Here is an 11,348-nt window from a genome sequence, read left to right as displayed (position 1 = left end):
GCGGGATCCCGCTGCTCAGGGGGTGCGTCCGAGTAGCGTACGAACATGAAACTGACGATTCTCGGAGGCGGCGGGTTCCGGGTGCCGCTGGTGTACGGCGCTCTCCTCGGCGACCACGCCGAGGGGCGGGTCACCCACGTCACCCTGTACGACCTGGACGAGGGACGGCTCTCGGCCATCGCCAGGGTCCTGGCCGAGCAGGGCGAGGGGGTGCCGGACGCGCCCGGTGTCACGGCGACGACGGATCTGGACGAGGCGCTGCGCGGGGCCGACTTCGTGTTCTCCGCGATCCGGGTCGGCGGTCTGGAGGGCAGGGCCGCGGACGAGCGGATCGCGCTCGCGGAGGGGGTGCTCGGGCAGGAGACGGTGGGAGCCGGCGGCATCGCCTACGGGCTGCGGACCGTGCCCGTCGCGGTGCACATCGCGCGCAGGATCGCCGAACTCGCCCCGGACGCCTGGGTCATCAACTTCACGAACCCGGCGGGCCTCGTCACGGAGGCGATGTCCCGGATCCTCGGCGACCGGGTCGTGGGCATCTGCGACTCCCCCGTCGGTCTCGGCCGCCGGGTCGCCCGCATCCTGGGCGCCGACCCGGACAAGGCCTGGATCGACTACGTGGGCCTCAACCACCTGGGCTGGCTGCGGGGGTTGCGGATCGACGGACGGGACGAGCTGCCGCGGCTGCTCGCCGACGAGGAGGCGCTCGGCTCCTTCGAGGAGGGCAGGCTCTTCGGCCCGGAATGGCTGCGCTCCCTGGGCGCGGTCCCCAACGAGTACCTTCACTACTACTACTTCAACCGGGACGCCGTGCGGGCCTACCGGTCGGCCGAGCGGACGCGCGGGGCCTATCTCCGCGTCCAACAGGGCGCCTTCTACCAGGAGATGGGGAAGCCCGGCACTCCGGCCCTCGCCGCCTGGCACCGTACGCTCGCCGACCGGGAGGCCACCTACATGGCGGCCAACCGGGAGGCCGCCGGGATCGGGGAGCGCGACGAGGAGGACCTGGAGTCGGGCGGCTACGAGAAGGTGGCGCTGGCCCTCATGCGGGCCATCACGCGGGGCGAACGGGCCACGCTGATCCTCAACGTCCGCAACGGCACGACCCTCGCCGCGCTCGACGCGGACGCGGTGATCGAGGTCCCCTGCTTCGTCGACGCGAACGGCGCCCACCCGGTGTCGGTGTCACCGCTGCCGTACCACGCGGTCGGCCTGGTGACGGCCGTGAAGGCGGTGGAGCGGGAGGTCCTCGCGGCGGCGGAGAGCGGTTCGCGGGCGACCGCCGTCAAGGCCTTCGCCCTCCATCCGCTGGTCGACTCGGTGACGGTGGCCCGCCGCCTGGTGGAGGGCTACACGGCGGAGCACGCGGGTCTGGCGTACCTACGGCACTGAGGCGGCGGCGGACACCGACGAAACCGTCGCGTGGGCATACGGCTGACGAACAACTTTACGAGGGCGGGGGTGCGGCCTAGGCTCCCGCCCCATGACCTCACAGCGCACGGGAGTTCGACGAGAGGTGGCCCGCGTCGTCGCGGTCTGCCTGCTGGCCGCCGGTCTGGTGGGAACCGCACCGGCGGCGGCCGGGACGCCGACGCCCGGTGACGGTCCGGCCGTCGTCCCCGTACAGACCACCGGGCCCGCGGACCGGCGGTTCAACCTGGTGTTCATGGGCGACGGCTACACCACGGCGGAGATGCCGGCGTTCCGCGCGGACCTCGACCGGCACCTCAACATCCTGTGGAGCATCGAGCCCTTCGCCTCGTACCGCTCGTACATCAACGTCTGGGCGGTGGAGGCCCCTTCGGCCGACTCGGGTGTGGACTGCGACCCCGGCCTGGACGCCCCCGCCCGCGACACGGCGCTCGACATGGGGTTCTGGGGCGGCTGCGATCCGAACAGCGTGCAGCGGCTGCTGACCGTCGACGGCCGGAAGGCCGCCGCGCTCGCCGATCTCGTCCCGGGCACGAGCGGCGCCAACCGGCAGATCGTCGCCCTCGCCCACAGCTCCACCTACGGCGGCGCGGGCGGCAGTTACGCCACCGCCTCCGGCGGCAACGCGCTCTCGTCCCTCATCACCCCGCACGAGATAGGCCATTCGCTCGGCGGCCTCCAGGACGAGTACGACTACTACGCGCGCGGCGTGCCCGGCGAGACGTACCCCGGCCCGGAGCCCTCCTCCGCCCACCACACCCTCCTGACCGAGCGCCAGATGCTGGGGCAGCGGGCCAAATGGTGGCGCTGGCTCGGCGAGGAGAGCGAGTCGGGCGGCGTCATCGGCCGCCACGAGGGCGGCATGTACAGCACGAGGGGCGTCTGGCGCCCCAGCCGCCACTCCCTGATGAAGACCCTCGGCTACGCCTTCGACCAGGTGGAGCGCGAGGTGATGGTCCGGGCGATCTCCGCCAAGGTGAACCTGGTCCAGGACCACACGCCGAACACCTCACCCGTCGGGGCGGACCGGACGGTGTGGGTCGACACCCTGCACCCGGCGGGCGGCGCGCTCGCCGTGACCTGGCGCCTGGACGGACGGACGCTGCCCACCCGCGGCGCGCGCACCGTCGACCTGCGCACCCTGCGCCTCTCCCCCGGGACGCACACGCTCACGGCGACCGTCACCGACCCGACGCCCTTCGTCCGCGACCCGGCGGTCCGCGCCTCGGCGGCGCTCACCCGGACCGTCGGCTGGACGGTGGACCCGGCCCTCACCACCGTGCGCGACGGGACCCCGGCCGCGTTCACCGGCCACACTCCCCTCGGGGCGCCCGTCGGCGCCCGGTCGGTCGTCCACGCCGACACCACCCATTCGCCGGACCGGACCCCGGCCGTGCGCTGGCGACTTGACGGCCGCCCCGTCACGACCGGGCCCAACGACCGTGATCTGGACCTGCGTTCGCTGCCGATGGCCAAGGGCACCCACACCCTGACGGCACGTATCGCGGGTACCGACGAGGAATTGCGCTGGACCGTGGACGCCCGCCCGGCGACGGCCTCCTACGCACTCTCGGAACCCCTGCGCACGGTGGAGCGGCACGGCCGGCCCGTGGAGTACGTGTACGACGGTCCGTTCACCATGCGGCTGACCGCACGGGACGACCAGGAGGGGGCGGTGGTGAGCCAGTTCCGGGTCGACGGCGACGGCTGGTACACGTACTACGGCTGGCCGACGGACGCGGACGCGCCGTTCCGCTTCTCGCCGGGCGGCACGGTGATCGACGGCCTCGTGTACGGGAAGCTGGGCCGGAGCCGTGCGGTGCCCTGGGACGACGCGACCCCCGACTACGGCACCCACAGGATCGAGTACCGCACGATCGACGCGGCCGGCAACATCGGCGGGACCGGCGAATTCCTGGTGTCGCTGGTGGAGCCCTAGGGGGTGTCGCACGCAGCCCGCGACGGGAGGAGGCCCCGCCGACATGTCGGCGGGGCCTCCTCCCGTACGGATCGGATCAGGGCTTGCGGGCCACCGCGGCCCAGCCCGGGATGGGCTCGTCGCCCGGCACCGGGACCGGCTCGCCCAGCTCCGGATGCCACTCGGCGGTGAGCGAGACCCCGGGCTCGACGAACTCGAGGCCGTCGAAGAACGCGGCGAGCTCGTCCCGCGACCGCGGCCGCAGGGTCAGCCCGCGCGCCTTGTACATCGCGACCGCCTCCGCCGCGCCCACGGGGTTGAAGTCCCCGGTGACATGGGAGAGGACCAGGTAGCTGCCCGGCGCGAGCTGGTCCACGAGCTTGCGGACCAGGTCGTACGCGTTGTCCTCGTCCCCCACGAAGTGCAGCAGGGCGAGCATCGACAGCGCGATGGGCTGATCGAAGTCAAGGACCTTTCCGGCCCTTTCGAGGATGATCTCGGGTTCGCGGGCGTCCGCCTGGATGTACTCGGTGGCCCCTTCCGGGGTCGAGCGCAGCAGGGCGGCCGCGTGCGCGAGCACGATCGGGTCGTTGTCGCAGTAGACGATGCGGGACTCCGGCGCGGCCTCCTGCGCGATCTGGTGCAGGTTGGGCTCGGTCGGGATGCCCGTACCGATGTCGAGGTACTGGCGGACGCCGTGGGCGCTGAGCCAGCGGATGGCGCGGTGCATGAAGGCCCGGTTGACGCGGGCCATGTCCCGGCCTCGGGCGTCGACGGTGAGCAGCTGGCGTGCCATCGCCTCGTCGACCGGGTAATTGTCCTTGCCGCCCAGGAACCAGTCGTACATGCGCGCCGGATGCGGCGTGCTGGTGTCGATCCGTATCTCACTCCGCGGGGATGCGGGGTCCTGGGTCATCGGCGCTCCTGGTCGGGATGAACGAGTGGCACTACAACAAGAGTTACGCGACGGTAGGGGTGGGGCGGAAGGGGTCAGGTGAGCAGAAAGTCAGCCTGACCGGATTTGGCCCCCTGGATGAAAGCTGCGATCTCCCCGTGGGTGTAGATGAGCGCTGGTCCCTCAGGGTCTGCGGACTGTCGCACGGCGACTCTGCCGTCGGCCAGCTTCATGGCCTCCACGCAGTTGCCCCCGTTCCCGCCGCTCCACGGCTTGTGCCAGCCCTCGGCACCTAGCTCAGCGGCGGGCATGCCGTTGTATATGCGATCCATTCACAGCTCCTTGCGGAGATTCCGGAGAATCTCCTTCGTGCGTTGTGCAGTCGCGGCCTGAGCCGCCATGCGGTCCATGACCTCCAGGTGGGATGCCACCTCGGGGCGCGCGTCGAGATAGACGGCGCCGGTCAGGTACTCGCTGTAGACCATGTCCGGCAGTTCGGGCATGGCGAAGCGGAAGAGGACGAACGGTCCGTAGGTGCCGGGGTGGTGGCCGGACGCGAACTCCGCGATCTGCAGGGTGACGTTCGGCAGCTCCGACGCTTCGAGCAGCCGGTCGAGCTAGTCGCGCATCACTTCGGGCCCGGCGCCGACCGGTCGGCGGAACACCGTCTCGTCCATGATCACCCAGAACTTCGGGGCGTCCTCCCTGGTCAACAGGGACTGCCGCTCCATCCGTAGGGCTACATGCCGCTCGGCGTCCTCGTCCTTGCCGGCATCACTGCCGCCACCGACCGCCCCGCTGCGCAGAATGGCGCGGGCGTATTCCTCGGTCTGGAGCAGACCGGGGACGAACTGGGGCTCGTAGGCCCGGATGAGGCTGGCGGCCCCCTCCAGGCTGACGTACATGGAGAACCAGCCGGGCAGCACGTCGTGGAACCGCTGCCACCAGCCGGGGAGATTGGCCTCCTCCGCGAGGGCGATGAACCCCTCGGCCTCGGAGTCCGTGATCCCGTACTCCCTCAACAGGAGCTGCACGTACGGAATCTTCAGCGCGACTTCGGCGGTCTCCATCCGCCGGACGGTGGCCGGGGCCACCCGGAGGATCTTCGCGGCCTCTTCCCTCTTCAGGCCGGCCCGCTCCCGCAGATCCTGCAGGCGCCTACCGAGAACGACCTGTCCCACCGTGGGGGCGGACCGCGGCTCGCTCACTCTCAGACCTCCCCGACGCACTGTTTCGACGAGTGTGCCACGAAGCAGGGCCAGAGAGAACACAGCACTCTGGAATTTTCAGAGTGCCACTTGCCAAGTGTCCGACTCAGGAGGACAGTGTTCCGGTGTGAACCAGTACACGCTGCCGCCGTGCGCCACCGCGCCACGGCGACAGCGCCGTACGGCACTCCTGCCCCTTGTTGTGAGGAACCGGTCGTGGCTTCTGGTAACGCGCAGCCTTCAGGTCTCATGAGTCCGCGAGTCATGGCCCAGCGCCCGCAGCCCCAGACCGATGGTGTCCGCCGCTTCGCCTACGAGCTCCCCGCCCTCACCTCGTCGGTCGCGCGCGCCCGCCGGCTCGCGGAGGAACGGCTCATCCTCTGGGGCTGCGGCCCCGACATCCGCGACACGGTGGCCCTGGTCGTCTCCGAACTCGTCACCAACGCCGTGGTGCACACCGCCAGCGACCGCTTCATATGCGAGCTCCGCGAGGGCGAGGACACGCTGCGGATAGCCGTGCGCGACGAGGGCGGCCCGGCGGGACCGCGGATACGCGACTGCGGCGAGGACGAACGCGGCCGCGGACTCCTCATCGTCGACGCGCTGTGCACCGCCTGGGGCGCCGAGCGCACCGGACACGGAACGGCCCAGGTCGTCTGGGCGGAACTGGCCCACGGCATGGGGGAAACGTGCTGAGGTCGATGGCCACCCGCATGATCCCGCTGCTCCCCGGCACCCGCAGGTCCCCGGTCGGCGAACGCCTTCCGGAACCCCGCCGCTCCGCCGAACTCCGCCCCGGCACCCGAGGCGCCACCGGCTCCACCCACCCCCGTGAACTGGGCGCCACCCGCCTCGCCGTCCCCGTAGGGCTGCACACCGGCCTCGGCTGCGACGCCGTCGGTGTCCCCGCCCGCTTCGGCTTCAAGATCCTCTCCCGCCTCCCCGCCAAGGGCTGCGTCTACGCCGACTCCGACTGGTGGTGGTGGCTGGTCCCGGCCGGCTCCGACCATGACGTCACCTGGCCGCTGCCCGCCTGCTATGCGCGGGGCGCCGAGATCCCGGACCGCCGGCCGCGCCTCATCCACCACCCCGACGGCACCTCCCCCTACACCCCGCCGATCCCCCTCTACCTGCTGGTCTGCCAGCTCACGGGCATCGCGCCGTCCTGGGCCGGACCGCCGGTGAGCAGCGCACTCTGACCCGCACGGCAACACCGGGCCGTACACGGCGACCACCCTCCGCACACGGCCGGTGACGGTACAGGATCGGACCGTCCCCGCCCCGCGTGACCCCTGAACACATAGGCTCGGGGACATGTTCACCCCGCAGGGTCCCAGCCTCCGCGAGCTGACCGTCCAGGCCCTCTCCTCCGTCGAGCACGGCTACGACCTGCTCGCGAACAAGTTCGACGCGACGCCCTTCCGCACCTCCGAACGCCTCCTGACCGCCGTCACCCACACTCTGGAGACCCTCGGCCCCTTCGACTCCGGCCTCGACGTCTGCTGCGGCACCGGCGCCGGACTGGGCGTCCTCCGCTCGGTGTGCGCGGGCCCGGTCACCGGCGTCGACTTCAGTACGGGCATGCTGACCCGGGCCCGCGAGGCCCACCCCACCGCCGGCCTGGTCCGCGCCGACGCCCTGGCGCTGCCCTTCGCACCCGTCTTCGACCTGGCGGTCAGCTTCGGCGCCTTCGGCCACTTCCTGCCGGACGAGCAGCGCACCCTGTTCGCCCAGGTCCACGCCTCCCTGCGCCCCGGCGGCACGTTCGCCTTCCCCATCGGGGCCCCGCCCCGGGTCGGCTCCCGCCTCTACTGGATCCTGTGGGGCTTCGACGCCACGATGCGCGTCCGCAACGCGGTCTGGCGCCCACCGTTCGTCATGTACTACCGCACCTTCCGCCTCGGCGACGTCCGCGCCCGCCTGGAGGACACGGGCTTCGAGGTCACGTTCATGTCCGTCGACACCCTGGGCACCCGCGAGGACGGAAGCCCGCGGTGCCGCCTGGTGGTGGCACGCAGGAAGTAGGAACCGCTACCCGACGTCGCCGCTCCAGAAGAGGGCGGGCCGGTCGGGGCCGACCTTCACCTCGACGTCGAGTACGAGCTTCCCGGCCGGCGGCATGTCGAATCCGTAGCCGCCCACGGCCTTCTTTCCGGGCAGCAGGGTGCCCGAGAGCCCGAGTCCCAGATGGGGCGGCGCGCCGCCGAACACCCGAGCGCCCTCCCGGCCCTCGCCGTCCCTGACCTGCACCACCACGGTGGCGAGGTCCAGCCGCTGGTCGCCACCGTTGTGGACGGTGATCTGCAGGGCCACCGCCTGGTTGCCCTCCATGTGCCCGGCCGCGGAGTCCGACGGTGTGAACGGGGCCGGCGCCGACACGGTGACCTCGACCCCGTCCTCGTACCCCTGCGTCTGACCGAAGGCACGCGTGTCCCCCTCACCGGCGGCGGCGCGGGAGGCGGGCGAGGACGGCGTGGGCGGGCTGGAGGTCCGCGGCGTGCTGGACGGCCCGGACGGTGACGCCGACACGGGGGGCGGCGGGGGCGAGTCACCCGCCGTCCCCCCGCCGCGGTCGCCACCGCCGAAGGCTCCCGCGCCGATCAGGACGCCCACGAGGCCGACGACGAGGACCAGCCCGCCCACCACAGCGACGAGAAGGACCCGCCTGCGGAGCGGCGGGGGATCCTGTGCCGACGGGGTGCTCAGCGGGCCGGAGGGCGGGCCCGCAGGTGGTCTGCCGCCGTCCGACGGCGTCTGTCCGGGAGTCCGTCCTTCGACCATGGCGTGCCTCCGCCGCTCGCACGACGGCATGGGCCGCCGCGCGGTTCAGGCCTTCTTGACCACGCTGGACTTGAGCTGCATGGCGCCGAAGCCGTCGATCCTGCAGTCGATGTCGTGCCCGTCGACGCCGTCGACCAGGCGGATGTTGCGCACCTTGGTGCCCGCCTTGATCCCGGAGGGGTTGCCCTTGACCTTGAGGGCCTTGACGACGGTCACCGTGTCGCCGTCGTTCAGCACGTTGCCGACGGCGTCCTTGATCACGCGCTCCCCCGCCTCCGCACCTCCGGCGGCGCTCGCGCCGTCGGCGGCCGGCACCCACTCGTGTCCGCATTCGGGGCACACCACCAGATTGTTCATCTCGTAGGTGTACTCGCTGGAGCACCGGGGACAGGCGGGAATGTTCTCGATCACTCCCCCAGGATAGGCGGCCGTCCCCGCTGCCGCCCTGGGCCACCGGGGCACCGCACACCACGCGAAATGCCGGTCGATACGAGATCGACCGGCATTTCCACTGGTGTCCGAGGGGGGACTTGAACCCCCACGCCCGATAAAGGGCACTAGCACCTCAAGCTAGCGCGTCTGCCATTCCGCCACCCGGACAAGGTGTCTGCCGCTGCGGGGTTTCCCTCGCGGCGACAGATGTAACTCTACCAGGGGTTCCAGGTGGCTTTCACCAGCGTTTTCCGTGGTCAGTGGGGTGGAGCCGGCCCACTGACCTTGATCAAGTCCGGATTCTCCCGACCGCGCGTACGGGGTGCCGCCGCCCGCTCACACAGAGTGCGCCGGGACGGTGTCCGGAGACCTCGAACCCTCTGGTCAGGGGTGCACACCCGGGACGGCGAGGAGCCGGCCTGAGGCCGAGGCCATCGGGCGGGTCAGTGGCCCTTCTCCCGCAGCGAGTGGAGGTGGGCGCTGGACTTGCGGGCGAAGGCCAGCGACTCGACGGGGTTGTCGTGCTCGGCCTGCCAGTGGTGGGCGTGGCGGCCGTGACGGGTGCGGTTGACCGCCGACATGAAGCGCCGGTAGTCGATGTCGCCGTCACCGACGTCCGTCATCCGGTAGCCGTAGGGGACGGCGGAGTCGTCCCGGTCGCCGTCCTTCACGTGGAAGAGCGGATAGCGGTGGGGCTGGTCGAGGACGTAGTCGAGCGGGTCGAACGGGGCGGGGGTGCCGTCCGGGCGGACCGAGTAACGGTACTGGCCGACGTACGCCCAGAAGATGTCCATCTCCAGGTACACCAGGTCGGGGTCGGTCTCGGCGAGGAGGACGTCGTAGAGGCGTACGTCGGGGCGGTCGCCGGCGAAGGAGAACTCCTCCGAGTGGTTGTGCTGGTAGAACTTCATGCCGCGCTTCCTCGCCGCGGCCCCGAACCGGTTGAACTCCTCGGCGCACCGCTTCCAGCCGTCGACGGTGGAGCCGTAGCGCCAGGGCCCGGAGGCCGTGCCGATGTGGGGCAGGCCCAGGGCGGCCGCGTCGTCGAGGACGCGGTCGAGGTTCTGGGCGAAGGTGTACGCGCCGGGGTCGTTCGCGTAGTAGCCGACATGGCTGCCGATCGGGCGCAGACCGTGGTCGCGCGTGAGGCGCTTGAGCTGGGCGAGGCTGATGGGGCCGGCGGAGCCCTGGCTGTATCCGGCGTACTCGACCTCGTCGTAGCCGTACTTCTGCAGCTCGGCGAAGACGGCGGCGAAGCCGAGGGTCGCGACCTTGTCGCGCAGCGAGTAGAGCTGGATGCCGAGGCGACCGGGCGGCAGGACGGGACGGCCGTGACCATGGCCCGACGCTGCGGTGCCCTCTGCCGCCGCGGCGGCGGGGGCCGCCGCCCCGAGCAGCGCGGCGGCGGTCGCGCCGGCGGCGACGCCCAGCATGTTCCGCCGGCTGAGCCTGTGGACGAGCTCGGGGTCGTGGGCGGCTTCGGTACGGCGAGTGCGACTCATCTGTGGATAACTCCTTGGCTGTCGGAAAGGCCTGCTTCACTGGATTCGGCTGGAGGGATCAGCGGGGCTCCGGAGCGATCCGGAGACTTCGGAGGGACCGCAAGGATCGGAGGGATCCGGAGCGGTCGGAGGGATTCGGTCGGCTGCGCGGGTTCAGGTCGAGGTCTCCGTGACTCCGGCCAGCCTGAGCAGCAGGTTCTTCACATCGGTGGCCGCGACGCGGCCGTCCAGGGCGCGGGGGGTGGAGCACAGGATGAGCGGACCTTCGTCGTCGCTCGCGGGGAGGCGGCCATGGCTGCCGCGAAGAGGTGAGGGGTCGAGAGGGACGACCGCGAGCCGGTATCGCATACCGAGCTTCTTGCGGGCGATCTCCCTGGCGGCCTTGATCCGCACGTAGGGGTCGAGCGGGTCCATGAGGAGTTCGGCGGGGTCGTAGCCGGGCTTGCGGTGGATCTCGACGAGCTGCGCGAAGTCGGGGGCGCGGGCGTCGTCGAGCCAGTAGTAGTACGTGAACCAGGCATCGGGCTCGGCGAGCGCTACCAGCTCCCCCGAGCGCGGATGGTCGAGGCCGTGTTCCTTCTTGCCGTCGTCGTCGAGGAGCCGCTCCAGACCGGGGAGGTCGGCGAGGGCTTCCCGGACGGCCGGCAGGTCGGTGGGGCGCTTGACGTAGACGTGGGCGATCTGATGATCGGCGACGGCGAACGCCCGGGAGGTCATGGGGTCCAGGTACTCCATGCCGTCCTGGGTGTGGACCTCCAGGAGGCCGGCCCGCCGCAGGGCGCGGTTGATGTCGACGGGGCGCTCGACCCGGGTGATGCCGTATTCGGAGAGGACCACGACCGTACGGCCTTCGGCCCGCGCCTCCGCGAGAAGCGGCGCGAGGACGGTGTCGAGCGCGGCCGCGGCCCGGAAGGAGCGCGGGTCGTCGGGGCCGTAGCGCTGGAGGTCGTAGTCCAGGTGCGGGACGTAGCAGAGGGCGAGGTCGGGGCGCCGGGTGCGAAGGATGTGACGGGTGGCGGCGACGATCCAGCGGCTGGAGACGAGGTCGGCGCGGGGGCCCCAGAAGTGGAAGAGGGGGAAGGTGCCCAATTTCTCGGTGAGTTCGTCGTGCAGGGCCGGAGGCCGGGTGTAGCAGTCGGGTTCCTTGCGTCCGTCTGCGTAGTAGACGGACGCAAGGAACCCGA

11 protein-coding genes, 1 tRNA gene and 1 pseudogene are annotated in these 11,348 nt (G+C 71.4%); 5 read left to right on the top strand and 8 right to left on the bottom strand.

The features are described 5' to 3' along the window. Positions 1 to 45: 45 nt before the first annotated feature. Together AOK00_RS18080 and AOK00_RS18075 are read left to right on the top strand one after the other, a co-directional pair. Positions 46 to 1,389 carry a 6-phospho-beta-glucosidase gene (locus AOK00_RS18080; RefSeq protein ID WP_055601334.1) on the top strand — a complete coding sequence of 448 codons (1,344 nt, stop codon included), beginning with the start codon at positions 46 to 48 and terminating at the stop codon, positions 1,387 to 1,389. 91 nt (positions 1,390 to 1,480) lie between these two features. Beyond that, on the top strand, positions 1,481 to 3,367 hold the full coding sequence (locus AOK00_RS18075) for a M64 family metallopeptidase (RefSeq protein WP_055601333.1): 1,887 nt from the start codon (positions 1,481 to 1,483) through the stop codon (positions 3,365 to 3,367). A gap of 76 nt (positions 3,368 to 3,443) precedes the next feature. On the opposite strand, the gene AOK00_RS18070 is transcribed toward AOK00_RS18075, so the two are convergent. From AOK00_RS18070 to AOK00_RS18060, 3 genes and pseudogenes are all read right to left on the bottom strand, one after another. Next, the gene (locus tag AOK00_RS18070; protein WP_055601332.1) at positions 3,444 to 4,262 is read right to left on the bottom strand and encodes an SAM-dependent methyltransferase; all 819 of its coding nucleotides are present in this window, start codon (positions 4,260 to 4,262) and stop codon (positions 3,444 to 3,446) included. Between the two features lie 74 nt (positions 4,263 to 4,336). Further along, complete coding sequence (locus AOK00_RS18065) at positions 4,337 to 4,573, bottom strand: DUF397 domain-containing protein (RefSeq protein WP_015037566.1); 237 nt, start codon at positions 4,571 to 4,573, stop codon at positions 4,337 to 4,339. Further along, positions 4,574 to 5,449: pseudogene (locus tag AOK00_RS18060) on the bottom strand (helix-turn-helix domain-containing protein). Positions 5,450 to 5,713: 264 nt separating this feature from the next. Between AOK00_RS18060 and AOK00_RS18055 the strand changes: the two are divergent. The 3 genes from AOK00_RS18055 to AOK00_RS18045 all read left to right on the top strand — a co-directional run bounded on the left by AOK00_RS18055 (position 5,714) and on the right by AOK00_RS18045 (position 7,474). Next, positions 5,714 to 6,145 (top strand): ATP-binding protein, encoded by a 432-nt coding sequence (locus tag AOK00_RS18055; protein ID WP_055601331.1) that lies wholly within the window; start codon positions 5,714 to 5,716, stop codon positions 6,143 to 6,145. Between the two features lie 5 nt (positions 6,146 to 6,150). Next, the gene (locus AOK00_RS18050) at positions 6,151 to 6,648 is read left to right on the top strand and encodes a hypothetical protein (protein ID WP_254047403.1); all 498 of its coding nucleotides are present in this window, start codon (positions 6,151 to 6,153) and stop codon (positions 6,646 to 6,648) included. A 115-nt stretch (positions 6,649 to 6,763) separates the two neighbouring features. Continuing rightward, on the top strand, positions 6,764 to 7,474 hold the full coding sequence (locus tag AOK00_RS18045) for a class I SAM-dependent methyltransferase (protein WP_055601330.1): 711 nt from the start codon (positions 6,764 to 6,766) through the stop codon (positions 7,472 to 7,474). A gap of 6 nt (positions 7,475 to 7,480) precedes the next feature. On the opposite strand, the gene AOK00_RS18040 is transcribed toward AOK00_RS18045, so the two are convergent. The 5 genes from AOK00_RS18040 to AOK00_RS18020 form a co-directional block, all read right to left on the bottom strand. Continuing rightward, complete coding sequence (locus AOK00_RS18040; protein WP_159041790.1) at positions 7,481 to 8,092, bottom strand: hypothetical protein; 612 nt, start codon at positions 8,090 to 8,092, stop codon at positions 7,481 to 7,483. Between the two features lie 183 nt (positions 8,093 to 8,275). Then, positions 8,276 to 8,641 (bottom strand): zinc ribbon domain-containing protein YjdM, encoded by a 366-nt coding sequence (locus tag AOK00_RS18035; protein ID WP_055601328.1) that lies wholly within the window; start codon positions 8,639 to 8,641, stop codon positions 8,276 to 8,278. 101 nt (positions 8,642 to 8,742) lie between these two features. After that, positions 8,743 to 8,830 (bottom strand) — tRNA-Leu (locus tag AOK00_RS18030). Between the two features lie 275 nt (positions 8,831 to 9,105). Beyond that, positions 9,106 to 10,164: a sugar phosphate isomerase/epimerase family protein gene (locus tag AOK00_RS18025; protein WP_055601327.1), complete on the bottom strand. Its 1,059-nt coding sequence runs from the start codon at positions 10,162 to 10,164 to the stop codon at positions 9,106 to 9,108. 153 nt (positions 10,165 to 10,317) lie between these two features. Beyond that, the coding region (locus AOK00_RS18020) for a nucleotide pyrophosphatase/phosphodiesterase family protein (protein ID WP_055601326.1) at positions 10,318 to 11,348 on the bottom strand (1,031 nt) is incomplete at its 5' end.

It is taken from the genome of Streptomyces aureus (assembly GCF_001418135.1).
GTDB classification, from domain to species: Bacteria; Actinomycetota; Actinomycetes; order Streptomycetales; family Streptomycetaceae; genus Streptomyces; species Streptomyces aureus_A.
The sequence above is the reverse complement of the archived record's forward strand: the minus strand, read 5'-3'. Positions and strand labels throughout refer to the sequence as shown.